Below are 24,628 nucleotides of genomic sequence, written 5' to 3'. Positions count from 1 at the left end.
CGAAAGCCGCCCGCCTCAGACGGGTTGTCCCACCTCGGGCGTGCGGCAGTTCTTCGCAATCAGGGCCGCACCCACAAAGCAAAGGGAAGCGAGCATTGCGAAAGCAGCTCTTGCACCCTGAGTGAATGCGGCGACATCGAAGCCCGAGAGGCCTGAACCGCCATTTCCAAGAATCATGCGCTGCGAGCTGTAGGGCAGATTGGCCAGCGCCACGCTCAAAGTGAGCGCCGTTCCCGCCATGATCCCGGTGTTCTGCAGCGTCGAGCGGACGCCGTTCGCAATACCCCGGCGTTGGGGCACCACGCTCTGGAGAATCGACGCGTTGTTCGGTGTCACGAAGCTCCCGATGCCCAGGCCCAGCATCCACAGGCAGAGGGCCAGTTGCCCGGCACCGATGGCCGGTTGCAGCACGGCCGCCAACAGCGCCAGCGCGCCGCCGGCGAGCAGCATGCCTCCGACACAGATGACGTCGGGCGCGACGCGCCGCATCAGGCTGCCGGCCGCCGGAGCGGCCATCAACATTCCCAGCGCGACCGGCGCGATGCGCAGGCCTGCCTCCGAGGGTGCCAGGCCCGCGCAGGCCTGGAGATACAGCGCCACGAGCAGCAGGGGCGCGGCCTGCGACATCGACAGCAGCAGGATGCCTGCGTAGGCGATGCGACGCCTCGGATCCCTGAACAGCGCCGGGTCGACCAAGGGGCTCGCCACGCGCTGTTGCACGCCGGCGAACACGAGGATGGCGCAAAGACCGGCGAGCATGAAGGCCCACACGGGGGTGCTGGTCCAGCCGCGTGTCCCCGCCATCGTGAGCGCATAGGTCACGCCGCCGATCCCGGCGAGCGACAGCACGGCGCCGGCCAGGTCGAAACACTCGGCCTTGGCCGCCGCGCTCTTCGGCAGCAGCAGCCACGAGCCAGCGAGCACGCAAAGCCCGATCGGGACGTTCAGCATGAAGAGAACGCGCCAGCCCCACCACGACACGACGAAGCCGCCGGCCAGCGGCCCCGCGACCTGCGCCAGGGCGGCCACCATGGCGAGCACGCCGAGCGCGAGGCCCACCCTGTGGCGGCCGAACGCATCGCCGACCAATGCGCTCGAGTTGGCCATGATGCCGGCCGCACCCACGGCCTGGCAGACGCGAAAGACCAGCATCGCGCCGACGCTGGTCGCGACCGCACAGGCCGCGCATGCGATCACGAAGAGGCCCAAGCCCGCGAGGAAGAGTTGCCGCCGCCCCCACAGATCGGCCAGCCTTCCGAAGCTCAGGATGCAGACGGTACTGACCAGCATGTAGGACAGCAGGATCCAGCTCGCCTGCGATGGCGAAGCCTGCAAGCTGCGCGCAACCGCGGGCAGCGCCACATTGAGCGCGCTGAGGTTCAGGAAGCACAGCGCCGCACCCAGGCTGGCGACAACGAGCACCGCCCATCCGGCCCTTTCTTCGTCCCCCGTCACCGCTTCAATCTTCGCTCTTGAAGCCCGAAGCCTTGACGATGGGGCGCCAATACTCGCGGTCTTCATTCATGATGCGCGTCACTTCGGCGCCGGGCAGCCCGGTCGCATCGAGCCCCACGCGGTCGAGCTGGCCGCGCACTTGCGGGCTGCGCGCCGCGGCCAGGAAGGCTGTCTCCAGCTTCGCGACAACGTCCTTCGGCGTGCCCGCCGGCACGAAGGCGGCATAGGACGCGTTGGCGCGGTCGAAGGCGTCGTAGCCGGCCTCCTTGAGGGTCGGAACATCGGGCAGCCAACTCAGCCGCTTCGTCCCTGCGACGCCCAGGATGCGCAGCTTGCCCGAGCGGTGCAGCTCCAGCTGACTGGCCAGTGCGTCGGTGCCGATCGGCACGTGGTCGCCGATGATGTCCGTCGCCAGCGGCGCGCCGCCTCGGTAGGTGACGGCCGTGAGCGGCACGCCGATGGCCTTCGACAGTTGCAGCACGCTGAAGTGCAGGCCGCCGCCGAGGTTGGTCATGCCCACGCTGCCTCGAGCGGGGTTCTTCCTGATCCACGCCACGTATTCGGGAATCGTCTTGTACGGCTGGTCCGCGCCGGCGGAGACGACGCTGGGCACGCTGGCCAGGTGCGCGACGGCAATGAAGTCCTTGTCGACGTCGTAGTTCAGCCGCGCATAGGTCATCGGAAACAGCACGAAGGGCGGCGTCGCGCCGATGAGGATGGTGCGGCCGTCGGGCCGCGCGGTCTTCACGGCCTCGATGGCGATGCGCGTGGATGCACCGGGGCGGTTCTCCACCAGAACGGGCTCCTTGAGCGAGCCGCGCAGTTCTTCGGCCATTGAACGCGCCAGGTTGTCGAGCGCGCCGCCCGCCGGAAAACCGATGACGAGGCGGATCGGCGCGTTGTCGGCGTGCGCGGCGGCGCCGGCCAGCGCGATCGACGCGCCGAGCACGAGTGTCTTCAGGAACGAGGTCATGGAGGCTCCCTGGGAGTTGAAAGAATTGAAAGAGAAGAAGGCGACGAACTCAGAAGGCCACGACGGGCAGCGGGTTCGCCGGCCGGTGCGCGGCTTCGAATGAAGCGGCGGCCTGCAGCAGTTGCGCGTCTTCGCGGAAGCGGCCGACGAGCTGCATGCCGATGGGCAGGCCGTCGCGGTCCGCGCCGCAGGGCAGGCTGATGGCGGGGTGGCCGGTGAGGTTGAACGGCATGGTCCAGGGGAACCAGTTCGCGCGCACTTCGGCATATTCCCTGCCGTCGATCTCGATGCTGCCGAACAGGTCCTGGTCGATCGGCAGGGCCGTGCGCGAAAGGGTGGGCGTGAAGATGAAGTCGTGCGTCTCCAGCCGCGCCTGGATGTCGCGAAACAACACGGTCCGCGCGAACATGGCTTGCTGGAATGCAACGCCGTCCACATGCTCGGCCAGCGCCAGCTGCTGCAGCAGCGACGGGCTCATCTGGTCGCCGTGCGCCGCGGCCAAGGGGGCGAAGCGGCCGCGCCAGCTGGTGTGGTTGATCACGCGCCACACGGGCTCGACGTCGAAGCCTTCGCCGGACATCGGCTGCAGCTCGGCACCCATCGACGCCAGGGTTGCGAGAGCGGCCGCGAAGGCGGATGCAACGTCCGCGGCGATCGGCCGCCCTGCGGGCGCGGCGCGGAAGAGGATGCGCTTGCCGCGGAGGTCGCCGCCGGCTTGCAGGTCGTCGAAGTAGCGCTGGGCCGGCACACCCAGCGACCAGGGGTCCGACCCATGCGCGCCGGTCATGGCCTGCAGCATCAGTGCCGTGTCGGCCACGTTGCGCGTGGTGGGCGTCACGTAGGTGTAGTTGCCGAACGCATCCTGCACCTGGCTGTGGGGCACCACGCCCAGGCTCTGCTTCAGGCCGACCACGCCGTTGCACGCGGCGGGAATTCGCGTCGAGCCGCCACCGTCGGTCGCAATGGCAAGCGGCGCGATGCCCGCCGCCATGGACGATGCCGCACCGCCGCTGGAGCCGCCGCTCGTGCGCGACGCGCTCCACGCGTTGCGGGTGCTTCCGAACAGCGGCGCATCGGTCATGCACTTGGCGCCGAATTCGGACGAGGTGGTCTTGCCGATGAGGATGGCGCCGGCCTCGCGCATGCGCGCCACGGCCAACGCGTCCTTCGTGGGCACGTGGTCGCGGTGCAGCAGGGAGCCGTAGGTGGTCCGCACGTTGGCGGTGTCGACGATGTCCTTCACCGTGAAGGGCAGGCCATGCAGCAGGCCCGGGGCCTCGCCGCGCATCAGCGCCTGTTCGGCTTCCCTGGCCTGTTGCAGGGCCTGCTCATGGCACAGCGTGATGAAGCAGTTCAGGTGCGGCTGCAGCGCATCGGCGCGGCGCAGCACCTCTTCCACGATCTCCACCGGCGAGAGCTCGCGTTGCGCGACCCGCATGCGCAGGGTCGTTGCAGGCATCTCGCAGATCTCGGACCTGGGAAGGACGGGAAATTCTTTCATGCGCAAATGATTGATGCCCCGCAACATGGCGTCCAATACTGTTTTCTTGAAAAGGCATATGCACAGCGTATGGCTACACCCGACCTCCGAACCCTTCGCTATTTCGTGGCCGTCGCCGAGGAGCGCAGCGTCGGCAAGGCCGCGCGCCGGCTCAACATGGCACAGCCGCCGCTGTCGGTTCACATCAAGAACCTGGAGGCGGCGGTGGGCACGCCGCTGTTTCGCAGGGCGGCGCACGGCATGGAAATCACCGATGCGGGCAACGCGCTGTTCCGCCGCGCGAAAGAGGCATTGCTTCTGGCCAACGAAGGCTTCGACGCGGCGCGCGCCGTCGGCTCGGGCCGCCGGGGCCGGCTCACCGTCGGCACGATGATCGTGCTGTCCTACCTGGTGTTGCCGCGGCTGGAAAACGAGCTGCGGCTCCGGTTGCCGGAGGTGGAGATCCAGTATGTGGAGCTGAACGCCGTCAACAATGTCTCGGCCCTCGTCGACTCGGACGTGTCGGTGGCGATCTGCATTCCTCCCATCGCGCAGGAGGGCATTGCGGTCGAGCGCATCGGCAGCCAGCCGTTGATGCTTGCGGTGCGCACCGATTCACCGCTGGCGCGACTGGCCAGCATTCCGTTGGCGCGCCTGTCGGGTCTCGCGCGCATCGGGCTGCCCGTGCCCGAGGGCGATGTCGACAAATCGGTCGTCGCGTCGATGCTGCGGCGGCACGATGTCAGCATGCCGATCGCGCAACGGGTCGAGACGATGGTCTCGGCCTTGGCGCTTGTCCTGGCAGGCAAGGGCGTGGCGATCCTGCCCGCCTGCGCCCAGATCGGCCGGCCTCCCGGCGTGGTGTTCAGGCCCTTGCGCGACGTCGATGCAAGGATGGACATCGCGGCATGCTGGCGCAGCGATTGGGACAGTCCGCTGATCGACCCGTTCCTGGCCTGTGCGCGCGCGTCCTTGCGAGAGCCGGCAATCCGGTCCGTCGCGGCCATCGGCAGCTAGTAGCTGGCGATGTTCCACTCGTAGTCGGTCGCGACCTCGCCCAGCAGGCGCAGTCGAATGGCCGGCTCCGACGCCAGGGCGCGGATCAGCTTGGCATTGAAGGCCGCGAGCGTGGMCTTGGCCTCGTCGGCGAATTCGGCCGTCACGCCCTGGTCCTCGTAGGTTCGCACGTACGATTGCCCGGCCACGGCCACGACGAAATACAGCGCTGCGTTCTCGGGGTCGCTCTTCATCAGCTCGAAGGCGTCCTTGTAGAAGACCTTGAAGGCGTCGGTGCCCGACTCTGCGCGCTCGAAACGCTCGGCGATATCCTTGAAATTCATTGCTTGCTCTCCTTCAACGCGTTCTGAGCTCGTGAATCTGCGCCCCGACCGCCATGCGCTTGCGACCACGCCGGCGGATTGTTGAGAAATTCCTGCAGCTCACGGATCAATTCAAGATTTCCTCGTTCTTCGGCGGCGCGCAGCACGTCGCGCCAGGTGGCCAAGGCATGGACCTCGATGCCGAACGACGCCAGCAAGGGCCCGGTCGGAAAGCACCCATAGTCGAAGATCACGAAGACATCCGCCACCTGCGCCCCGACCGAGGCCAGCGCACTGCAGAACCCCGTCTTCGAATGTCCGGCCGCCATCAGGTCGTCGATCAGCAGCACCTTGTCGCCGGGACGGATCACGCCCTCGATCTGGCTCTTGCCTGCCGGCCGCTTGCGGACGTACGCGAGCGGCAGGTCCAAAGCCTCGGCGATCCACGCCGCCAGGGCAATCCCGCTCGACTCCGCGCCGACCACCGAGGCCAGGCCCTCGAGGCAGCCGCGAGCCTTCAGCAGTTCGACAGCGTGGCCGACCAATTCGCGTCGAAACGCAGGAAAGGAAATCAGTCGGCGACAGTCCATGTAGACCGGGCTGGCCCAGCCGGAGGGGAGCCGGAAGGGCTCGTCGGTGCGGACGCTGACACACCCGGCGTCGATCAGTTTCCCGGCGACGCTTCGGGCCAGCTTGTTTGGAATTCGGGGGGTCAACATCGCTCCAATGAGATCTAGTGAATTCGTTCGAGCAGCTTGCGCAGATGCTGGGCGCCCGACTTGCCCTTGTAGGCAGCCTTCCAGAGCCTGCCGATCATGGTTTCGTACATCCGCACGGCTTCCGGCGATGCGGTCACGGTGGCAATGCCGTTCCTGACGTTGGGAAGCTCGCCGAGCCGGAAGGGGCTGACGGCCAGAACGGTGCTTTCACGTCCCGAGAACACCTGGAACGTCGATGCGGGCATGGCGTCATCGATCAGGCCGATCTGGACGTCGATCGGCTCGCTTTCCATGAGGCTGGCAATCCGCTCGACCTCGCGGCGTGCCGCCAGTCGCCGAGCGGCCCGAAGCGTCTCGGGAAGATCGACGCGTCCGACCAGACCCGTGTCCACGAACCGCTCCAGTTCACGCAGGCCAATGAGGCTGACGATGTGGGGTCGCCGGCGCTGGAAGAATGCGCGTCGCTCCTGCATGATCTCGAGCATCTTGTCGATGTCGGCCGAACTCGGGCCTTTTCCCGCGCCTTTGGGCGACGCCTCTGCCAGCATTTCACGCAGCAGCGGCAGGTACGCGTCGGATGTCAGGAGCAGCGAGATGGGCTCGAAATGCGCCAGGATGCGATCGGATGATTCTTCGAGTTGGCGCATGCGTTCGAAGAGCCCCAATGCCGTCGGGTAGTACTCGACCTCCACGCCCAGCAGCGAGGCGACGGAGGTGTTGAGCAGATGCGCGAGCCGCTCCAGGGTTTCGATCTTGACGATCTCGCCCTTTTCGAGGCGATAGATCACCGCGCGCGAGACGCCGAGCCGCTCGGCCACGTCTTCCGCGAGCAGCGAGGCGCCAATCCGGTAAGCGCGCAGGCGGTTGCCCAGGGCCACGTAGTCGATCGATGATTTGAATGTCTGGCTCGCGGCTTTCATCTCGTTTTCCACATTTTGGATCGAAAAAGAGACTATAGGCGAAACCAGTGAATCGAACAGCATGCGAGGTGTCCTATGCTGCGCGGTGTCGCACGATCGTCCATGGCAAGCCTGCTGCGCCCAGGAAGGGGTGGATCGTGCCCCCCCTACCGGGCAGGGCGATGTCCGCCGGCACCTGGAAGCCGGACCTCTGCAGGGTGACGGTGCCTTCGTTGGGCGGCAGGGCAGGGAAGTCCCTCAGCAAGGGCCGCAGCGTCGTGTCGATGAAGACCGCTTCGCGATCGAACACATCCACCTCGGGGTCGGTGCTTTCGCCATGAACGAGCACAGGCATTCCGATCGCCTGCATGGCTTCCAGGGCCTTGACCACCTTGGCCGTGGACGTGACGCCGAACTCGGCGTGCGTGGTGGCGCCCGCCGGGTACAGCTTGGCCGCGGTGAAGACGCCTTCGTCGAAGTCGCGCCGCAGTTCGTCGGCCGGAGTGTCGTCGCAAAGATAGGCCGTCATCAACGGCGTGAACCGAACGCCGGGGTCCAAGGCGGCGAGGATGCGTTCGCGGTAGGCACGCGCCATGGCGGTCGTCGTGACCGGGGGCTTCAGGTTGGGCATCACGATGGCGCGCGCGAACTGCGCGCTCGTGTGCCTCAGCACGGTCTTGAGCACTTCGCCATCGCGCAGGTGAAGGTGCCAGTCGTCGGGGCGTCGCAATGTGATGCTCTGGATCATGTGCGCAAGCTCAGCTCAACTGGTTGAATGCATGGTTCATGGCCTGGACGCCGAGCATGAAATCGTCGATCTCCATCGCTTCGCGGGGGTTGTGGGAACCGTTCTGATTGCGCACGAACAGCATGCCGCTCGGAATGCCCGCATTGGCGAACAGCGACGCGTCGTGCCCTGCACCACTGGGAATCACTTCGAACGCTGCGTTCTGGTCCGCGCAAGCCTTCGACAGCAGGCCGCAGATCCGGTCGTCCATCGTGGCGGGATCGCTGAGAAGCCGGCGGTCGAATTCGAAGCCCACGCCGCGCTCGCGGCCGATCGCCGCACATTCGGCGCGCATCAACTGGTAGAACGCCTCGAGGGTGTCGTTGCTCTTGCTGCGCGCCTCGAGACTGAAGCTCACCCGGCCCGGGATGCGGGAGATGGAGTGTTCGGCCGGATCGGTGTTGACGATGCCGGCCGTCACGACCAGATCCGTACCGCGCTCCAGCAGGACCCGCCAGTGCGCGTCGATGCGCATGATGAGGTCGGCCACCGCGAACATCGCATCATGTCGCAGCCAACGCGGCACCACGCCTGAATGCTGCGCATCGCCATGGCAGACGATGTGGTTGTGCCGGACATTGCCCCGGATGCCGGAGACAACCGCGAGCGGCAGCTGGCGGGCGATCATCACCGGCCCTTGCTCGATGTGCAGTTCGATGTAGGCCTTGACTCGCGCCTTGTCGAAGAGGATCTGCTGAGCCCGGATCGCCTCGACATCGGCGCCTGCCTTGCGCATGCATTCGGCCATCGTTTCGCCGGTGCTGCGCTGCCTCAATTCGAGGTCGGCTTCGCTCACCTTGCCGAACAGGGCGCCGGAGCCCATGTAGGCCTTGCCGAACCAGGCGCTTTCCTCGCCACGGAAGGCAATCACTTCGAGCGGCAGCCTGGGCCGATGGGCCTCTTGCTTTTGCGCAAGCAGGCACAGCAATCCGGCGACCACGCCCGCCAACCCATCGAAGTTCCCTCCCTGCGGCACGGAATCGATGTGGGAACCCGTCCATGCGACCGGCGCATCGGGCGGTGTTTCCGCCAGCCGGAACACGAGGTTGGCGGCCTTGTCGGCCGCCACGCCCAGGCCTTCGGCCAGGGCGAACTGCCGCAGGTAGTCGGCCGCCGCCGTTTCGCCGCGGCCATAGCTCTCGCGGGTGACGCCGACGCCGTCGAACGAAAGCGCGCGAACATCGGCGAAGAGCTTCTCGGCCAGTGGCCTGAGTGCGCACAGGTCCATGGCTTCAGCCCGACTGTTGCGCAAACCGCAGCCAGCGATCCGACAGTTGGCGGTCGAGCTTGACCTGGCCCGTGAGATCGCGGATGTGCGCGACCCCCATCTCCCGGCAGTAGGCAGCCAGTCCGTCGATGATCTTCTGCATCGCGCCCGGGTCGAGGAAGGACGCCGTGCCGACCTGCACGGCGCTGGCGCCGGCGAGCATGTACTCCACCGCATCGTCTGCGCTGCAGATGCCGCCGCAGCCGATGATCGGAATCCGGACGCTGCGATAGCACTGGTGCACCATGCGCAGCGCGATCGGCTTGATCGCCGGCCCCGACAGGCCGCCCATGACATTGCCCAGTTTGGGCTTGCGGGTGCGCACGTCGATCGACATGCCCAGAACGGTGTTCCCCATGACGAGCGCATCGGCGCCGGCTTCTTCCGCGGCCTTCGCGACGGCGGCGATGTGCGAGGCGTTGGGTGTGAGCTTGGCCCAGAGCGCATGCGCGGTGCGCCTGCGGATCGCGCTCAGCACCTGGTACGTGGTCTCCGGCGTCATGGCGAAGGCCATGCCGTCGGCCTCGAGATTGGGGCACGAGATGTTGGCCTCGATCACCGCCACTTCGGGCAGCGACATCTGCGCCACCGCATCGGCGAATTCGCCCACCGTGTCGGCCGAGATCGATACCACCACCGGCGTGTCGAAGCAGGTGTAGGGCGGCAGCACCTCGCGGCGGTAGTGGTCCAGGCCCTTGCTGGGAATGCCGATCGAATTCAGCATCCCGCTGCAGGCTTCGGTCACCCTCGGCGTCGGGTTGCCGGCCCGGCTTTTCGGCGACACGCTCTTGATCACGAGGGCACCCAGCTTGTTGAAATCCAGGGCCTCGCTGTATTCGATGGCGAAGCACCCCGAGGCGGGCATCACCGGGTTGCGCAGCTCCAGTTCTCCGACCCTGACGTTCAGATCAGCCAAATTCCACCTCCCCGACGACGTCGCAGATTGGAAACACGGGGCCTTCGCGGCAGACGCGAAGGAATTGCTTGTCGCCGTCCTTGTCGAACAGGCGCACGCAGGAAAGACAGACGCCCATGCCGCATGCCATGCGTTGCTCCATGGCGACCTCGCCGCGGGTCCGGGGATAGTCCCGCAGCAGCTGCTGAAGCAGCATCAGGATGCGGTGCGAGCCGCAGGTGTAGACGACGTCATGGTCCTGCGCGTTCAGCAGCCGGCGCACCAGGGCTTCCACACCTTCGACCGAAGAACTGCCGTCGCTGTCGTAGACGCAGTGCACGTCGGCTTCGACGCCGCGAAGGAACTCGTTGCGCATGAGGTCCTTGGGAGCCCTTGCGGACATGATCGCCGTGATTTCGATGCCGGACTGGGCGGCGTGCTGGAGCAGGGGCGCCATGGTGGCCAGGCCGACACCTCGAGCGACCACGAGAATTCGCTGGATTCCGGGATCGAGGACGAAGGTGTTGCCGAGCGGACCCACGATGTCCATGCGGTCACCGGCCTCGAGCGCGCAGAGGGCGCGGGTCCCGACGCCGGTCACGTTGTAGAGGAACTCGATGGTGCCGGCCTCGGGGCCGACACCGTAGACGCTCATCGGGCGCAGCAGGAAGGGGTGCAGCGCATCGGTCGACGGGCATTTGAGCTGGTAGAACTGCCCGGGCCTGGTGCTTCCCGCAAGGTCCGCCCGGGCGCTGAGCCGCAGGTACCTGTAGCGGTCGTTGACCCACCGGTGCTCGGCGACCTCGCATCGATGCGAGGCCACGCTCGCGGCGTTGCGCTGGAAACATGATGTGGCGCTCATGACGTTCTCCGATTCGAAAGAGATCGCTTGTGCGGTCGCTGCTGCGTGTGTCATTACTCGAGCTCCTTGCCCCTGAGCTCGGGAATCAGGAACACCGTGGCGAGCATGTCCAGGACGTAGATCGCGGCCAGGAGCGCAATGGCGACCTGGAAGGAGTAGGCGGCGGCCAGTGCGCCGACCACCACGGGTCCGAAGCCGCCGATCCCGCGGCCGATGTTGAACAGGACGTTCTGCGCCGTGGCACGAGCCTCGGTCGGGTAGGCCTCCGACATCAGGGCGCCATAGCCGCCGAGCATGCCGTTCACGAACATGCCGAGCAGTGCGCCGGCCCACAACATCGAGACCGGGTCCGACAACTGGGCGTAGAGCAGCACCATCACGACGGCGCCGGCCTGGAACAGCAGGAAGCTCGGCTTGCGGCCGATGCGATCGGCCAACTGGCCGAAGACGAAGATGCCGGCCATCATCCCGAGGATGGTCACCGACGTCCACATCGCGGACTTCGTCAGGTTGAAGCCGAACTTGTTCGCGAGGAAGCTGGGCATCCAGATCATAATCCCGTAGTAGCCGAAGTTCTGGACCGCGCACAGGATCACGATGCCGAGACTGGTGCGGGTCGTGCGGGCGTCCTTGACGAGCAGCTTGAAGGCCTTCGACTTCGAGCCCCTGGTCTTGGCCTTGCGGACGAACACTTCGGGTTCGTGCAGCCGGTTGCGGATCACCCAGGCCACGATGGCGGGGAGAACGCCGACGAGGAACATCCCTCGCCAGCCGATCGTCGGCAGCAGCAGCGGCGTCAGCAGGGCGGCGCCCAGGACCCCGGTCTGCCAGCCGAGCGCGACATAGGAAGAGACGCGCGCCCGATGCCTGGCGGGCCAGGCTTCCGCTGCCAGCGCCATGCCAATGCCGAATTCGCCGCCGAGGCCGATGCCGGCGATGGTTCGATAGGCGAGCAGGTCCCAATAGCCTTGGGCAAAGGCGCACAGGCCGGTGAAGAGCGCGAACAGGACGATGGTCCAGGTCAGTACGCGAATGCGTCCGTAGTGATCGCTGAGCGAGCCGAAGAGGATGCCGCCGGCCACCGCGCCGATCAGCGTCCAGGTGACCAGGGAGCCTGCCTGGCCCGGGGTCAGATGAAGCTCCGCAGAGATCGCCGGCAGCATGAAGCCGAGGATCAGCAGGTCGAAGCCGTCCATGGCGTAGCCGATGGCCGAGCCGGCCAGGGCCTTCCAGCCGTAGCCGGTGACCTTGTCCTCGTGCTCGATGTTCCGTGCGGCGCCTGCCGCGGGGGTCGCTGTTGCTTCCACGTCGATCTCTCCTGTCCGGCGCGGTCCTGCGCCGTGATGGCTAACGGGATCGATGGCTTGAGGCCATCGCGAAACACTGTGCTTCAGTGCGTATTTAGATACTAGTCTCAATTTTGAGATTGCGCAAGAAGGTGGGCCGCAGGGTTCACCCGTGGCTGCCGAGAATCGTCGGAAAGGGTGGTCGGCGGGGCCGCCGGGGACGGCGCGGGAGATGAGCACGCAGGACAAGAGCGCGCGTCGAGTTGCGAACTCGACGTGCTTTGACATTTCGGACGCGGAGCGAGCGCCCGCGGCCGCTGCCAGGCGCGCTAGGCGCGCTAGCCCAGGAAGGTCACGACCCCGTTCGACAGGTCGTACATCGACCCGACGATCTTGATCTGCCCCTTCTTCTCGAGATCGGCGAGGATCGGACTGCCGCTGCGCAGCGTATCGATCGTCAATTGCACGTTGGCCCGCGCCACGGCATCGACGAAGGCCGGGTTCTTGCTGGATCGCTCGCCCGCATAGGTGGTCGCGGCGATGGCCGGCTTGATGGTGTCGAGCAGTCCGGTCAGGTTGCCGAGCTGCACGTTGTCGATGGCGCCCTTGACCGCGCCGCAGGCGGTGTGCCCCATCACCAGCACCACCTTGGCGCCGGCGGCCGCGCACGCGAACTCCAGGCTGCCCATCAGGTCCTTGTTGGCGATGTTGCCGGCGATGCGCGCATTGAAGGTGTCGCCAATGCCCATGTCGAGCAGGATCTCGGCCGGCGCGCGCGAGTCGATGCAGCTCAGGATCACCGCGGCCGGATATTGGCCCGAGGCGCTGGCGCGTTTCTGCGCCAGGTAGTCGTGCGTCTGCAGCTTGCCGGCGCGAAAGCGCTGGTTCCCCTTCTTCATCATCTCGATGACCGCGTCGGGGGTCATCGCATCGCGCCGGGCCTGGCTCAGCGATGCCGCTTCGGCGTCTTCCGTGCGAAGGCCGATGCCGGCCATCAGCACGGCGGCGCCGGTTCCCGCCCCGAACTTCAGCCAGGCGCGCCGCCCGCTGCGGCTTGTCGAAGTTTCGCCATCGTCGGCAGCACAGCAACCGTGGATCGATGTCATGGCAGTCCTTTCGTCGGATGAACCTTGCAAGGGCGGTCCTCGCCCTGTGGCGAGACCCGCGAGCGAACGATCATGCGGCCACCAAATCCGAAAAACCAGTGCCGCGCGCGGCGCTAGAAGTCGCCCTTGACAAAGAATCGCGAGCCACTGATGCTCGTCCGCACCAGGCGCTCCATGGACACGGCCGATGCGCGAGAACCGTCGACAAGGACACATGAGAACAAGAATTCCGGGGGGTGCACGGACGCCTTGGCCCTCTTTCGCTGATCCTGCATGACCACATCGCAAGACCAGAAGCTCTCCCGCGGCGCCCTCATTGCGCTGGTGGTCGGATCCATGATCGGCTCGGGCATCTTCGCGCTGCCCTCGGCCTTCGGCCGCTCGACCGGCGGCCTCGGCGCGCTGGTCGCCTGGGCCATCGCAGGCACCGGGATGCTGATGCTCGCGCTGGTGTTCCAGACCCTGTCGCGGCGCCGGCCCGACCTCGACACCGGCATCTACGCCTATGCCAAGGCCGGCTTCGGCAACTACCTGGGCTTCGCCTCCGCGGTGGGCTACTGGATCGGCTGCTGCCTGGCCGACGTGGCCTGCCTGGTGCTGATCAAGGCCACGCTGGGGCAGTTCTTCCCGGTCTTCGGCGATGGCTCGACCGCTGTAGCGATCGTCTCCGCGTCGGTGATCCTCTGGGGCGTGCACGTGCTCGCTGCGCTGATGGCCCTGTGGGCCCTGGTTTCCGGTGTCATCACGGTCTAGACGAGGACCCCCATGCCGACCCGCTTTTCATGCCGATGGCTTCTTGCACTTTCGCTGTTGCTGCCACTGCCGGCGCTGGTGCGACGTCGCCGCGGGCCGAAGCCGCCAGCGAGGGCCCGCCGGATGAGCCATCGTCACGCAGTCATTTCACGAAAGGAGAGAGCCTCATGCATCGCTACGTCTACATCGCGCTGATCGTGATCCTGGCCGGCATCGTCGTGCTGTTCAAGGTCCAGAACCTGGAGTCGGCGACCGTCTCGCTGTTCTCGATGAGCATCACGCTGCCGATCTCGGTGCTGGTGCTGCTGATCTACGTGCTGGGCATGTTCACCGGCGGTTTCGTGTTGAGCCTGCTGCGCTCGATGGCGCACGGCGCGACGCGCCGGCCCTGAGCGCCGAGCCCCATTCCTCGTTTTTTCAACAAGCTAGAAAGACCTGTATGAGCAATTTTTGGGACCTGATCCAACTCCTGCTGTCGACCTTCGTCCTCATCGTCTATCTGCTCATCCTGTTCCAGATCATCGGCGACCTGTTCCGTGATTCGGAGCTGGGCGGCGGGTCCAAGGTGCTGTGGATCATCGGGCTCGTGATCATCCCGGGCCTGACGGCCATCATCTACATCATTACCCGCGGCCGCGGCATGGCGGAGCGCCAGCGCGCCAGCCTGCAGCGCGCCAAGTCCGACACCGACGCCTACATCCGCGAAGTGGCGGGCAAATCGCCGGCCGAGCACATCGCGGACGCCAAGGCGCTGCTCGACGCCGGCACCATCACGCAGGAAGAGTTCGAGCGCCTCAAGGCCAAGGCCCTGGCCTGAGCCAGCCTCTCGAGGCCTGACGGGGCCAGTCCCTACAGCAGGTCCTCGGGCACCAGCGGCTGCAGCAGCATCCGCTGCAGCGCGTTCCATGGCGAAACCCCCGGCTCGGTGTCGACGACCTGCGCGTCGTCCTCGCCGGACGACACCCAGGACAGCGCGTTGCCTTCCGACTCGAGCCGCACGCCGTAGGCCTCGCTCTTCATGGCCTCGAGCAGGCGCAGCGCCTCCCTGGCGAGCGCCGGGCTGTCGATGGCGACCCCGAGCTCGGTGTTGCGGCGGGCCGAGCGCGGGTCGAGATTCAGCGACCCGAGCAGCACCACCTGCTGGTCGATCACCACCAGCTTGGCATGCAGGCGTCCGCGTGACGAGCCGCTGAAGAAGGGGCGGCTCGCGCTCGCCGAGGGCTGGGCACTGACCTCGTACAGCTTGACGCTGGCGCGCAAGATCGGCAGCCGATAGCGCGCATAGCCGATGTAGACCAGGGCCGAGTCGTTGGCCGACAGCGAATTGGTCACCAGCGTCATGTCGACGCCCTTGCGCTGCAGGCTGTGCAGCACCGCCATGCCGCGCGTGCCCGGCACCAGGTAGGGCGAGCTCACCACCAGTTCGCTGCGGGTGCCGAGCATCTGGCTGACCGCGCCGGTCATCAGGCTGTTGGCCTCGAGCTCGTCCCCGATCTGCAGCCGCTTGGACGGCAGGTCCGCGACGGCATAGGCGAGGCCGGACAGCAGGCTCAGGCGATTGGCCGCCAGTTCCTTGCCGACCGGCTCGCGGCCCAGCAGGTCGGCGGGCGGCAGCGCGAGGTCGATCCGGCTCGCCTCCGGGGGCAGCAGCCGGGCCAGCGTGGCCGAGCGCTCGGGTCCCGCGGCCGGCGGGCGGACCAGCGCCTCGGCCGGAAAGGACTCCTCGCTGTTCCAGTAGCGATCGAAGAGCACGCCCAGCTGCGGCACCACGCGCCCGGCGGCGACGGCGTCGAGGTCGATGAAGTTCGCCACTGCATTGCGGCCGAAGTACGCGTCGGCGATGTTGCGGCCGCCGACGATCGCCAGTGCGCCATCGGCGATCATCAGCTTGTTGTGCATCCGGTGGTCGAGCCGCGTCAGATCGCCGAGCGAGCTGGCGATGCGGCTGGCCAGGCTCTGGCGGGCGCAGCAGAACGGGTTGAACAGCCGGATCTCGAAATTCGGCACGCCGACCAGCGCCTGCAGCAGGGGCTCGGCCCCGGCGCTGTTGAAATCGTCGAGCAGGAGCCGCACGCGCACGCCGCGCAGGGCCGCATCCCGCAACGCCGCGAACACCGCCCGGCCGGACTCGTCGTTCTCCATGATGTAGACCTGCAGGTCGAGCGTGCGCGTGGCGCGGCCGATCAGTGCCAGCCGGGCATCGAGCCCGTAGGCGCCCAGCGGCAGCAGCCGGAAGCCCGACTGGGCGCCGGCCGGCAGCTCGCTCGCGGCCAGCCGCGCCAGCGGGCTCTGCTCGGGCGCGGCGGGCAGGCTCGTCGACACGGGGCGCTCGACATTCGTCGGCAGCGAGCCGCAGGCGCCCAAGGCCAGCGCCAGGGCCAAAGCAAGCATGCGGGAAGCGAAAAGATGCCATCTCATGGCCGCAAGCCTATCCGGAGTCGGGCCAATAGCCCTTCGCGGCTTGAACGCGCCCGATCCGGGCCAAGATAGCGGCATGATTGCGTTTTCCATCCTCGATCTCTCCCCCGTCACCGAAGGCAGCGACCCCGCGCAGTCCTTCCGCAATTCGCTGTCGCTGGCGCGGCACGGCGAGAAGCTGGGCTACCGGCGCTACTGGCTGGCCGAGCACCACGGCATGCCGGGCATCGCAAGCGCGGCCACCGCCGTGCTGCTGGCCCACATCGGCGCCGGTACCTCGACCATCCGCATCGGCGCCGGCGGCGTGATGCTGCCGAACCACTCGCCATTGGTGATCGCCGAGCAGTTCGGCACCCTGGAGTCCTTGTACCCGGGCCGCATCGACCTCGGCCTGGGCCGCGCGCCGGGCTCCGACCAGCGCACCGCGCAGGCGCTGCGGCGCGACCTCCAATCCGACGCCGACCAGTTCCCGCAGGACGTGGTCGAGCTGATGGACTTCATGTCGAAGGAGCCGCGCCAGCCGGTGCTCGCGGTGCCCGGCAAGGGGCTCGAGGTGCCGGTGTGGATCCTCGGCTCCAGCACCTTCGGGGCCCAGCTCGCGGCCCACCTGGGCCTGCCCTATGCGTTCGCCTCGCACTTCGCGCCGCAGCAGCTGATGCAGGCGATCCGCATCTACCGCGAGACCTTCAAGCCTTCGGCGCAGCTGGCCAAGCCCTATGTGATGCTGGGCTTCAACGTCTTCGCGGCCGAGACCGACGAGGAAGCCGCGTTCCGCGCCACCTCCTGGCAGCAGGCCTTCGTGAACCTGCGCAGCGGCCGGCCCGGCCGTTTGCCGCCGCCGGTCGCGGGCTACCGGCAGAAGGTCGGGCCGGCCGAGAACGCCCTGCTCGAATCGGTGTTGTCGTGTTCCGCCGTGGGCTCGCGCGACACGGTGCGCGCCGGCATCGAGGCCTTCGTCGAGCGCACCGGTGCCGACGAACTGATGATCACCTCGCAGGTCTTCGATCACGAGGCGCGGCTGCGCTCCTACGAGATCCTGGCCGAACTCCGCGACCGGCCTTCGCCCCGCTGATTCCCGTCCCCGGGCACCGGCTTGCCGGTCCTGGGACAATCCCAGCCTTATGAAAAAGCAGCGCATCGTGGTGGGCCTGAGCGGCGGAGTCGACTCCGCGGTCACGGCGCACCTGCTGAAGCAGCGGGGCCACGAGGTGGTCGGCATCTTCATGAAGAACTGGGAAGACGACGACGACAGCGAATACTGCTCGTCGAACATCGATTTCGTCGACGCCGCCAGCGTGGCCGACGTGCTGGGCATCGAGATCGAGCATGTCAACTTCGCGGCCGACTACAAGGACCGCGTGTTCGCCGAGTTCCTGCGCGAGTACCAGGCCGGCCGCACGCCCAACCCGGACGTGCTGTGCAACGCCGAGATCAAGTTCAAGGCCTTCCTCGATCACGCGATGCGGCTCGGCGCCGAGAAGATCGCCACCGGCCATTACGCCCGGGTCCGCCGTATCCCGGCGGCCCCGGACGCAATGCCGAGCCGGCATCCACATGAATCGCACGCGACCGCGTGCGATGGCGCCCGCGACGTGGGATGGCGCTACGAGCTGCTCAAGGGCCTGGACCCGGCCAAGGACCAGAGCTACTTCCTGCATCGGCTCAACCAGCAGCAGTTGTCGAAGACGCTGTTTCCGGTCGGCGAGCTGCACAAGACCGAGGTGCGGCGCATCGCCGACGAGATCGGCCTGCCGAACGCGAAGAAGAAGGACTCCACCGGCATCTGCTTCATCGGCGAGCGGCCCTTCCGCGAGTTCCTCAACCGCTACATCTCGAAGGAGCCGGGCCCGATCCGCGACGAGCGCGGCCGCAAGATCGGCGAGCACCAGGGCCTGAGCTTCTACACGCTGGGCCAGCGCCAGGGGCTCGGCATCGGCGGCATCAAGGCCAAGGGCGCGCAGCGCGGCGCCGGCGACCATGCGCCGTGGTTCGTGGCGCGCAAGGACGTCGCCAGCAACACGCTGTGGGTGGTGCAGGGCCACGACCATCCGTGGCTGCTGTCGCCGACGCTCGAGGCCGACGATGCGAGCTGGGTGGCGGGCGATGCCCCGGCCGCCGGTCCGCTGGCCGCCAAGTCGCGCTACCGCCAGGCGGATGCGGCCTGCCGGCTGGGCGAGGGGGCCAACGGCGCCTTCCGCCTCGATTTCGACGAGCCCCAGTGGGCGGTGACGCCCGGGCAGTCGGCCGTGCTGTACGACGGCGAGGTCTGCCTCGGCGGCGGCGTGATCGCCAGCGTCAGCGCTTGAGCGACGGATCGACCCGCACCAGCTCCAGCGGATAGCGCTTCCCGGCCAGGTGGTCTTCCACGCCCTGCAGCAGCAGCGGGCTGCGATGCCGCGCCGTGCTGGCGCGGATCTCTTCGACCGTCAACCACAGCGTGCGCACGATGCCCTGGTCGAGCGCCCGCGCCGGCTCGAAGGCACCCAGCGTGCCGGCGAACGCGAAGCGCAGGTAGGTGATGTCCTCGGGCCACCGGCTGCGCGCCAGGTAGATGCCGACCAGGGCGGTGGGCGTGAAGTGGTGGGCGGTTTCTTCCAGGGTCTCGCGCACGCAGCCCTCGGCGGGCGATTCGCCGGGGTCGAGGTGGCCGGCCGGCGTGTTCAGGCGCAGGCCGTCCGGAGTCTCTTCCTCGACCAGCAGATAGCGGCCTTGGCGCTCGATCACGGCCGCCACCGTGACATTGGGTTTCCAGCGCGTTTCCATGGTCATGAGAGTACCTTCGTGCTTCGCACTGCGGTGCGCGCTTGCTTGGGGCGGCCCGGCGCTGCACGCATTGCGTCCTCACGCATCCTCGTGCGATTCCGGTGCCGCGGCCGCCCTCGGGAGCAGCAGCCTGACGCTGCAGCCGCCGCCGGCCGGCCGCTCGACCTCGATCGATCCGCCGTGGCGCTGTGCCACGGTGCGGGCCAGCCGGCAATGTAGCTCGGCCACCGGCCCGGGGCTCGGGTCTTGCACGAAGACGCACCATCGATCGCCTTCCGCCGTGATGCCGCAGTGCAAGTCCGAGCTCGGCGAACAGCGATCGAGCGCGTGCTCGAGCAAAGCCTGCAGCGCGCGCGCCAGCAGGCCTCTGTCGGCCAGGCAGGGCGCTGCCGCCAGCGTGCTCGGGAGCCGAATGCGGGCCTGTCGCTGGCGGGCCCGCGACCATGCCATGTCGACCGCCTGCTGCAGCAGCAGCCCCAGGTCGAGCGCTTCGAGGCGCAAGGGCTGCCGCTGCGCGCGTGCCAGCGCCAGGAAGGCGTCGGTGCGGTCGAGGCCGGCCTGCGCCTCGCGTTCGATGCCCGCCAGCAGCGCGTCGTTGTCGACCGCCGCGGGCCGCGCGCGCGCCAGGTCCACCATGCCAAGGATCGAGGCACAGGCCGTGCGCGCATCGTGCGACATGAAGCGCAGCGCGTCGTCGCGCTGCCGCTGCGCCCGCCGCATCGGCGTGATGTCGATCAGCAGCAGCAGCCAGCCGCTGTGCCGGTCGGCCTCGAACTGCGGCCAGCCGCGCAGTAGCAGGTTGCGGCCGGCCATGTCCTCGCCCTCGCCGGCCAGGGGCTCGAGGGCGTCGGCCGGTGCGCTGCTGGGCAGCCAGGGTGCGGCATGGCCGTGCCAGCACAGCCCGCGCAGCAGCTGGTCGATCCGGCGGCCGGGAAGCGGGTCGCTCGCGTCGTGCCAATGGCGCCGTGCAGCCGGGTTGGCTGTCAGCACCCGGCCGAGGGCATCGAGGACCAGCACGGCATCGGGCCCATCGGCGAGTCGGGCCCCGAGGGCCGGCAGCGCATCGCCTGCCGCGCTCACAAGCCAAGCTCCGTGCTTCGCACTGCGGTGCGAGCGCCTTCGGGCGGCCGGGCGGCGCTCATCGCCCCGTGTCCGGGTGCAGCGGTGAGAGCGTGTCGCCTTCGATCGGTTCCAGACGGTAGCCGAGGCCGTAGATGGCGGACAGCAGGAAGCCGTTCGAAGGCTGCAGGTCGAGCTTTTGCCGAAGCCGCGAGATGTGCGTATCGAGCGAGCGCGACGGCGCTTCGACGCCGATGCCCCAGACCGCTTCGCGCAGGTGCTCGCGCGACAGCAGGCGGCCCAGGTTCTGGAACAGGAACAGGGCCAGTTCGTACTCGCGCCGGCTGAGTTCGACCAGTTTGCCGGCGATCCGCAAGGTGCGTGTCGAGGGATAGAAGCGGTAGTTGCGGAAGCTGATCTCGCCGCCGTGGTGCGCGGGGTAGGCGCGGCGCAGCAGCGCGCGGACGCGGGCCTGCAGTTCGGACACCCGGATCGGCTTGGTCATGAAGTCGTCTGCGCCGGCGGCCAGCCCTTCGACCAGGTCCTTCTCCTCGCTCCGGTGGGTGACGAAAAGAACGGGAAGCGCGTTGCCCAGGTCCTCACGGATCCATCGAACCACGCGCGGGCCTTCGATGTCGGGCAATCCCCAATCGAGGATCAGCAGATCGTAGGTTTCGTGGTGCAGGTCGCGCAGCAGCGATTTGCCGTCGCCATAGCCATGGCACTCGTGGCCAATGACCTCCACGGTGTGGCGGATCAGCTCGAGCTGATGCGCCTCGTCATCGAGCGCCGCTATACGCATTCCATCCCCCTGTGTCTCTTCGTGTCGATGCCGGCGTCTTTGCGCCGCTCATCAGGGTGACAGTGTACCCAGCTACCCCGAATCGGCATGCTATTGATTTGATAGCAAGGCGGGCAAACCGGATGCTCGAAGGGCAGTGATGGCGTCGGCACCTGGGGGACAACTTCCGGCTTGCGTCTTCGGGTAAGCTCGCGCGAATTCCAACGATGCCCTGAGGAGAAGTCCATGCTGATAGGCGTGCCGGCTGAAACATTGCCAGGCGAGACCCGGGTCGCCGTGACCCCGGAAACCGCGAAGAAGCTGGTGGCCCAAGGCCATGTGGTGCGGGTGCAATCGGGCGCGGGCGTGGCCGCCAGCGTCACCGACGCGGCCTACCAGGCCGCCGGTGCCGAGATCGCCGATGCCGCGGGCGCCTTCGGCTGCGATATCGTGCTCAAGGTGCGCAGCCCCGACGATCGCGAGTGCGCGCTGATGAAGCCCGGCGCGGTGCTCATCGGCATGCTCAACCCCTTCGACGCCGCCGGCCTGCAGCGCCTGGCCGCGGCCGGCCTGACCGCCTTCGCGCTCGAGGCCGCCCCGCGCACCACCCGCGCCCAGAGCATGGACGTGCTGAGCTCGCAGGCCAACATCGCCGGCTACAAGGCYGTGATGATCGCCGCCGACCGCTACCAGCGCTTCTTCCCGATGCTGATGACCGCCGCCGGCACCGTGAAGGCGGCCCGGGTGGTGATCCTGGGCGTCGGCGTGGCCGGCCTGCAGGCCATCGCCACCGCCAAGCGCCTGGGCGCGGTGATCGAGGCCTCSGAYGTGCGACCTTCGGTCAAGGAGCAGATCGAGTCGCTGGGCGGCAAGTTCATCGAGGTGTCCTACGACACCGACGAGGAGCGCGAAGCCGCGGTCGGCGTCGGCGGCTACGCCAGGCCGATGCCCGCGAGCTGGCTGGCGCGCCAGCAGGTCGAGGTCGCCAAGCGCGTGGCGCTGGCCGAYGTCGTGATCAGCACCGCGCTGATCCCGGGGCGCGCGGCGCCCACGCTGATCACCGAGGASATGGTCAAGTCGATGAAGCCGGGYTCGGTGATCGTSGACATCGCCGCCGGCAAGGGSCCSGATKYGAACGGRGAGATGAAGGGCGGCAACTGCCCGCTGTCCGAAGCCGACAAGACGGTGGTCAAGCACGGCGTGACGATCGTYGGCGAGACCAACCTGGCGGCGCTGGTGGCGGCCGATGCGTCCTCGCTCTATGCGCGCAACGTGCTCGACTTCCTCAAGCTGATCGTGGCCAAGGAGGGCACGCTCAAGATCGACCTCGAGGACGACATCGTCGCGGCCTGCCGCATGGCGCAGGACGGCCAGGTCACCAAGAACTAAGAACCCGCGAATCGCCGAGGAGAAGCCATGGACCCCGTATCCCACACCGTCATCAACCTGATCATCTTCGTGCTGGCGATCTACGTCGGCTACCACGTGGTGTGGACCGTCACGCCGGCGCTGCACACGCCGCTGATGGCGGTCACCAACGCGATCTCGGCGATCGTGATCGTGGGCGCCATGCTCGCGGCCGCGCTGACCGAGACGGGTCTCGGCAAGACCATGGGCGTGCTGGCCGTGGCGCTGGCCGCGGTCAACGTCTTCGGCGGCTTCCTGGTCACCCGGCGCATGCTCGAGATGTTCAAGAAGAAGGACAARAAGGCCGCGCCTGCCGGTGACAAGGGGAATGCAGCATGAGCATGAATGTCGTCACGCTGCTGTACCTGATCGCCTCGGTCTGCTTCATCCAGGCCCTGAAAGGCCTGAGTCACCCCACCACCTCSATCCGCGGCAACATCTTCGGCATGGTCGGCATGGCGATCGCCATGCTGACCACCGCGGCGCTGATCGTCCAGCTCTCGGGCGGCAAGGCGATCGGCATGGCCTGGGTGCTGCTGGGCGTGGTGGTCGGCGGCGGCTACGGCGCCTACCGCGCCAAGACCGTCGAGATGACGCAGATGCCCGARCTGGTGGCCTTCTTCCACAGCATGATCGGCCTGGCGGCCGTGTTCATCGCGGTCGCTGCGGTGGTCGAGCCCTGGGCCTTCGGCATCACGCCGCCGCCGGTGGCCGCTGCCGTCGGCGTCAACACGCCCGAGGGGGCCGCCATCATCGACGGCTTCCTGCGCTATGCGATTCCAGCGGGCAACCGGCTGGAACTCTTCCTGGGCGCGGCCATCGGCGCGATCACCTTCAGCGGCTCGGTGATCGCCTTCGGCAAGCTCTCGGGCAAGTACAAGTTCCGCCTGTTCCAGGGCGCGCCGGTGCAGTTCAAGGGCCAGCACATGCTSAACCTSGTSCTGGGCCTGCTGACCATCGCGCTCGGCCTGCTGTACATGGCCACCGAGAGCTGGGCCGCCTTCCTCGCGATGGTGGTGCTGGCCTTCGTGATGGGCGTCYTGATCATCATCCCGATCGGCGGCGCCGACATGCCGGTGGTGGTCTCGATGCTCAACAGCTACTCGGGCTGGGCGGCCGCGGGCATCGGCTTCAGCCTGAACAACGCGATGCTGATCGTGGCCGGTTCGCTGGTGGGCAGCTCGGGYGCGATCCTGAGCTACATCATGTGCAAGGCGATGAACCGCTCGTTCTTCAACGTGATCCTGGGCGGCTTCGGCGGCGAGGCGGCCAGTGCGGCCACCGGCGCCAAGGAGCAGCGCCCGGTCAAGAGCGGCAGCGCCGACGACGCGGCCTTCGTGCTCTCCAATGCCGAGACCGTGATCATCGTGCCGGGCTACGGCCTGGCGGTGGCCCGGGCCCAGCACGCGGTGAAGGAGCTYGCCGCCAAGCTCACCGAGCACGGCGTGACGGTCAAGTACGCGATCCACCCGGTGGCCGGGCGCATGCCGGGCCACATGAACGTGCTCTTGGCCGAGGCCGAGGTGCCCTACGACCAGGTGTTCGAGATGGAGGACATCAACGGCGAGTTCGGCCAGGCCGACGTGGCGATCATCCTGGGGGCCAACGACGTGGTGAACCCGGCGGCGCTGCAGAAGGGCACGCCGATCTACGGCATGCCGATCCTGGAGGCCTACAAGGCCAAGACCGTGATCGTGAACAAGCGCAGCATGGCCGCGGGCTACGCCGGCCTGGACAACGAACTCTTCTACATGGACAAGACCCTGATGGTCTTCGGCGACGCCAAGAAGGTCGTCGAGGACATGGCCAAGGCGGTCGAGTAGCGCTTGCCCGGGCGCGGGGCGGATATTCTTCAATCGAGCGCGACATCCCCGAGCGGAACGCCGCACATCTCGGCCAATACCTCGACAACGATGGCATGGTCCCGGCGTTGCGGCGCGCCGGAAACCGCGACGGCACCCACGCAATTGCCATGGATCACTCGAATTGGGAATCCGCCGCCGTGAACGGCATAGTCGCGCACCGGCAGTCGACTGTCTTGCTCGAGCGAGAAACCTTCCTTCTCGAGTGATCTTCCGACCGCGTAAGAACTTCTTTGGAGCAACTCGACCGTGTTGCGCTTGCGTCGAGCCCAATCGGCGTTCTCTGGCTGGGTGCCCGGCATCGCAAAGAAAAAGACCGTCTCGCCCGCGTGGCGAATCTCGATGGTCAGGTTCACGCCGACCGCTTCGCAACGGGCCCGGAGCCTTGTCCCCAGTTCCCAAGCCACGGCGTTGTCGAAGTGGGTGAGACAAAGGCGCCGTTCCTGTTGAGCCATGCGCTCCAGATCTTGATCGATATTCATTCGATACGCCTTGCTGACTGCTCGACCAGGACTGCTGACACCCCCGATCCTGCGC

25 protein-coding genes and 1 pseudogene are annotated in these 24,628 nt (G+C 67.4%); 9 read left to right on the top strand and 17 right to left on the bottom strand.

What is annotated here, in order from left to right:
* Positions 1-15: 15 nt before the first annotated feature.
* The 3 genes from AC1D2E_RS01440 to AC1D2E_RS01430 are packed head-to-tail and all read right to left on the bottom strand — an operon-like array spanning position 16 to position 3,956.
* Positions 16-1,422, bottom strand: a complete 1,407-nt coding sequence (locus AC1D2E_RS01440; protein ID WP_478195735.1) for an MFS transporter — start codon at positions 1,420-1,422, stop codon at positions 16-18.
* Positions 1,423-1,459: 37 nt separating this feature from the next.
* Positions 1,460-2,428, bottom strand: coding sequence for a tripartite tricarboxylate transporter substrate-binding protein (locus AC1D2E_RS01435; RefSeq protein WP_478195734.1), 969 nt, complete (start codon positions 2,426-2,428; stop codon positions 1,460-1,462).
* A 49-nt stretch (positions 2,429-2,477) separates the two neighbouring features.
* On the bottom strand, positions 2,478-3,956 hold the full coding sequence (locus tag AC1D2E_RS01430) for an amidase (protein WP_478195817.1): 1,479 nt from the start codon (positions 3,954-3,956) through the stop codon (positions 2,478-2,480).
* Between AC1D2E_RS01430 and AC1D2E_RS01425 the strand changes: the two genes are divergently transcribed.
* Positions 3,936-4,925, top strand: a complete 990-nt coding sequence (locus AC1D2E_RS01425; protein WP_478195733.1) for a LysR family transcriptional regulator — start codon at positions 3,936-3,938, stop codon at positions 4,923-4,925. The genes AC1D2E_RS01430 and AC1D2E_RS01425 overlap by 21 nt on opposite strands.
* Here AC1D2E_RS01425 and AC1D2E_RS01420 read toward each other — a convergent pair.
* From AC1D2E_RS01420 to AC1D2E_RS01380, 9 genes and pseudogenes are all read right to left on the bottom strand, one after another.
* Entirely contained in the window at positions 4,922-5,248 is a 327-nt protein-coding gene (locus tag AC1D2E_RS01420; protein ID WP_478195732.1) for a hypothetical protein, read from the bottom strand. The genes AC1D2E_RS01425 and AC1D2E_RS01420 overlap by 4 nt on opposite strands.
* Positions 5,245-5,946 (bottom strand): orotate phosphoribosyltransferase, encoded by a 702-nt coding sequence (locus AC1D2E_RS01415; RefSeq protein ID WP_478195731.1) that lies wholly within the window; start codon positions 5,944-5,946, stop codon positions 5,245-5,247. The genes AC1D2E_RS01420 and AC1D2E_RS01415 overlap by 4 nt, the downstream gene beginning before the upstream one ends.
* 14 nt (positions 5,947-5,960) lie before the next feature.
* On the bottom strand, positions 5,961-6,866 hold the full coding sequence (locus AC1D2E_RS01410; RefSeq protein WP_478195816.1) for a helix-turn-helix transcriptional regulator: 906 nt from the start codon (positions 6,864-6,866) through the stop codon (positions 5,961-5,963).
* Positions 6,867-7,086: 220 nt separating this feature from the next.
* Positions 7,087-7,593 (bottom strand): annotated as a pseudogene (locus AC1D2E_RS01405) (amidohydrolase family protein); the annotation flags it as partial.
* Between the two features lie 10 nt (positions 7,594-7,603).
* On the bottom strand, positions 7,604-8,860 hold the full coding sequence (locus AC1D2E_RS01400; protein WP_478195730.1) for a hydantoinase/carbamoylase family amidase: 1,257 nt from the start codon (positions 8,858-8,860) through the stop codon (positions 7,604-7,606).
* A gap of 4 nt (positions 8,861-8,864) precedes the next feature.
* Positions 8,865-9,815: a dihydroorotate dehydrogenase gene (locus tag AC1D2E_RS01395; RefSeq protein ID WP_478195729.1), complete on the bottom strand. Its 951-nt coding sequence runs from the start codon at positions 9,813-9,815 to the stop codon at positions 8,865-8,867.
* A complete protein-coding gene (locus tag AC1D2E_RS01390; RefSeq protein ID WP_478195728.1) occupies positions 9,808-10,656 on the bottom strand; it encodes a dihydroorotate dehydrogenase electron transfer subunit in 849 nt (282 codons plus the stop codon). The genes AC1D2E_RS01395 and AC1D2E_RS01390 overlap by 8 nt, the downstream gene beginning before the upstream one ends.
* Before the next feature lie 53 nt (positions 10,657-10,709).
* Positions 10,710-11,963, bottom strand: a complete 1,254-nt coding sequence (locus tag AC1D2E_RS01385) for an MFS transporter (RefSeq protein ID WP_478195727.1) — start codon at positions 11,961-11,963, stop codon at positions 10,710-10,712.
* A 317-nt stretch (positions 11,964-12,280) separates the two neighbouring features.
* Positions 12,281-13,048 (bottom strand): carbonic anhydrase family protein, encoded by a 768-nt coding sequence (locus AC1D2E_RS01380; protein ID WP_478195726.1) that lies wholly within the window; start codon positions 13,046-13,048, stop codon positions 12,281-12,283.
* Positions 13,049-13,321: 273 nt separating this feature from the next.
* Here AC1D2E_RS01380 and AC1D2E_RS01375 point away from each other — a divergent pair, with 273 nt between their 5' ends.
* The 3 genes from AC1D2E_RS01375 (at position 13,322) to AC1D2E_RS01365 (ending at position 14,618) form a co-directional block, all read left to right on the top strand.
* Positions 13,322-13,801, top strand: a complete 480-nt coding sequence (locus tag AC1D2E_RS01375) for an amino acid permease (protein ID WP_478195725.1) — start codon at positions 13,322-13,324, stop codon at positions 13,799-13,801.
* Positions 13,802-13,968: 167 nt separating this feature from the next.
* The gene (locus AC1D2E_RS01370) at positions 13,969-14,193 is read left to right on the top strand and encodes a LapA family protein (protein ID WP_478107630.1); all 225 of its coding nucleotides are present in this window, start codon (positions 13,969-13,971) and stop codon (positions 14,191-14,193) included.
* Positions 14,194-14,240: 47 nt separating this feature from the next.
* Positions 14,241-14,618: an SHOCT domain-containing protein gene (locus AC1D2E_RS01365; RefSeq protein ID WP_478173770.1), complete on the top strand. Its 378-nt coding sequence runs from the start codon at positions 14,241-14,243 to the stop codon at positions 14,616-14,618.
* 32 nt (positions 14,619-14,650) lie between these two features.
* On the opposite strand, the gene AC1D2E_RS01360 is transcribed toward AC1D2E_RS01365, so the two are convergent.
* The gene (locus tag AC1D2E_RS01360; RefSeq protein WP_478195724.1) at positions 14,651-16,192 is read right to left on the bottom strand and encodes a phospholipase D-like domain-containing protein; all 1,542 of its coding nucleotides are present in this window, start codon (positions 16,190-16,192) and stop codon (positions 14,651-14,653) included.
* Positions 16,193-16,295: 103 nt separating this feature from the next.
* Between AC1D2E_RS01360 and AC1D2E_RS01355 the strand changes: the two genes are divergently transcribed.
* Entirely contained in the window at positions 16,296-17,291 is a 996-nt protein-coding gene (locus tag AC1D2E_RS01355; RefSeq protein ID WP_478173768.1) for an LLM class flavin-dependent oxidoreductase, read from the top strand.
* Between the two features lie 49 nt (positions 17,292-17,340).
* Positions 17,341-18,525, top strand: a complete 1,185-nt coding sequence (gene mnmA, locus AC1D2E_RS01350) for a tRNA 2-thiouridine(34) synthase MnmA (RefSeq protein WP_478195723.1) — start codon at positions 17,341-17,343, stop codon at positions 18,523-18,525.
* Here mnmA and AC1D2E_RS01345 read toward each other — a convergent pair.
* The 3 genes from AC1D2E_RS01345 to AC1D2E_RS01335 form a co-directional block, all read right to left on the bottom strand.
* Complete coding sequence (locus AC1D2E_RS01345; protein ID WP_478195815.1) at positions 18,515-18,982, bottom strand: NUDIX hydrolase; 468 nt, start codon at positions 18,980-18,982, stop codon at positions 18,515-18,517. The two genes, mnmA and AC1D2E_RS01345, sit on opposite strands and share 11 nt — an antisense overlap.
* A gap of 78 nt (positions 18,983-19,060) precedes the next feature.
* Positions 19,061-20,062 carry a hypothetical protein gene (locus AC1D2E_RS01340; RefSeq protein ID WP_478195722.1) on the bottom strand — a complete coding sequence of 334 codons (1,002 nt, stop codon included), beginning with the start codon at positions 20,060-20,062 and terminating at the stop codon, positions 19,061-19,063.
* 58 nt (positions 20,063-20,120) lie between these two features.
* Entirely contained in the window at positions 20,121-20,843 is a 723-nt protein-coding gene (locus AC1D2E_RS01335) for a response regulator transcription factor (RefSeq protein WP_478195721.1), read from the bottom strand.
* 225 nt (positions 20,844-21,068) lie between these two features.
* On the opposite strand from AC1D2E_RS01335, the gene AC1D2E_RS01330 reads away from it, so the two are divergent.
* From AC1D2E_RS01330 to AC1D2E_RS01320, 3 genes are read left to right on the top strand one after another with little or no spacing between them, the layout of a single operon-like run.
* Positions 21,069-22,211 carry a Re/Si-specific NAD(P)(+) transhydrogenase subunit alpha gene (locus AC1D2E_RS01330; protein ID WP_478195720.1) on the top strand — a complete coding sequence of 381 codons (1,143 nt, stop codon included), beginning with the start codon at positions 21,069-21,071 and terminating at the stop codon, positions 22,209-22,211.
* 27 nt (positions 22,212-22,238) lie between these two features.
* Complete coding sequence (locus tag AC1D2E_RS01325; RefSeq protein WP_301811134.1) at positions 22,239-22,568, top strand: NAD(P) transhydrogenase subunit alpha part 2; 330 nt, start codon at positions 22,239-22,241, stop codon at positions 22,566-22,568.
* Positions 22,565-24,052 (top strand): NAD(P)(+) transhydrogenase (Re/Si-specific) subunit beta, encoded by a 1,488-nt coding sequence (locus tag AC1D2E_RS01320; protein ID WP_478195719.1) that lies wholly within the window; start codon positions 22,565-22,567, stop codon positions 24,050-24,052. The genes AC1D2E_RS01325 and AC1D2E_RS01320 overlap by 4 nt, the downstream gene beginning before the upstream one ends.
* Positions 24,053-24,081: 29 nt before the next feature.
* On the opposite strand, the gene AC1D2E_RS01315 is transcribed toward AC1D2E_RS01320, so the two are convergent.
* Positions 24,082-24,573, bottom strand: a complete 492-nt coding sequence (locus tag AC1D2E_RS01315) for a heme-degrading domain-containing protein (RefSeq protein ID WP_478195718.1) — start codon at positions 24,571-24,573, stop codon at positions 24,082-24,084.
* Between the last annotated feature and the right edge of the window lie 55 nt (positions 24,574-24,628).

The sequence above is a fragment of the Variovorax sp. P1_H2 genome (genome assembly GCF_056405295.1).
The sequence above is the reverse complement of the archived record's forward strand: the minus strand, read 5'-3'. Positions and strand labels throughout refer to the sequence as shown.

Coding starts and splice junctions, on each gene's coding strand:
- AC1D2E_RS01345 (WP_478195815.1), bottom strand. CDS start 18,982: ATGGAAACGCGCTGGAAACCCAATGTCACGGTGGCGGCCGTGATCGAG.
- AC1D2E_RS01400 (WP_478195730.1), bottom strand. CDS start 8,860: ATGGACCTGTGCGCACTCAGGCCACTGGCCGAGAAGCTCTTCGCCGAT.
- AC1D2E_RS01360 (WP_478195724.1), bottom strand. CDS start 16,192: ATGCTTGCTTTGGCCCTGGCGCTGGCCTTGGGCGCCTGCGGCTCGCTG.
- AC1D2E_RS01365 (WP_478173770.1), top strand. CDS start 14,241: ATGAGCAATTTTTGGGACCTGATCCAACTCCTGCTGTCGACCTTCGTC.
- AC1D2E_RS01430 (WP_478195817.1), bottom strand. CDS start 3,956: ATGTTGCGGGGCATCAATCATTTGCGCATGAAAGAATTTCCCGTCCTT.
- AC1D2E_RS01425 (WP_478195733.1), top strand. CDS start 3,936: ATGATTGATGCCCCGCAACATGGCGTCCAATACTGTTTTCTTGAAAAG.
- AC1D2E_RS01380 (WP_478195726.1), bottom strand. CDS start 13,048: ATGACATCGATCCACGGTTGCTGTGCTGCCGACGATGGCGAAACTTCG.
- AC1D2E_RS01355 (WP_478173768.1), top strand. CDS start 16,296: ATGATTGCGTTTTCCATCCTCGATCTCTCCCCCGTCACCGAAGGCAGC.
- AC1D2E_RS01435 (WP_478195734.1), bottom strand. CDS start 2,428: ATGACCTCGTTCCTGAAGACACTCGTGCTCGGCGCGTCGATCGCGCTG.
- AC1D2E_RS01390 (WP_478195728.1), bottom strand. CDS start 10,656: ATGAGCGCCACATCATGTTTCCAGCGCAACGCCGCGAGCGTGGCCTCG.
- AC1D2E_RS01410 (WP_478195816.1), bottom strand. CDS start 6,866: ATGAAAGCCGCGAGCCAGACATTCAAATCATCGATCGACTACGTGGCC.
- AC1D2E_RS01335 (WP_478195721.1), bottom strand. CDS start 20,843: ATGCGTATAGCGGCGCTCGATGACGAGGCGCATCAGCTCGAGCTGATC.
- AC1D2E_RS01375 (WP_478195725.1), top strand. CDS start 13,322: ATGACCACATCGCAAGACCAGAAGCTCTCCCGCGGCGCCCTCATTGCG.
- mnmA (WP_478195723.1), top strand. CDS start 17,341: ATGAAAAAGCAGCGCATCGTGGTGGGCCTGAGCGGCGGAGTCGACTCC.
- AC1D2E_RS01370 (WP_478107630.1), top strand. CDS start 13,969: ATGCATCGCTACGTCTACATCGCGCTGATCGTGATCCTGGCCGGCATC.
- AC1D2E_RS01315 (WP_478195718.1), bottom strand. CDS start 24,573: ATGAATATCGATCAAGATCTGGAGCGCATGGCTCAACAGGAACGGCGC.
- AC1D2E_RS01415 (WP_478195731.1), bottom strand. CDS start 5,946: ATGTTGACCCCCCGAATTCCAAACAAGCTGGCCCGAAGCGTCGCCGGG.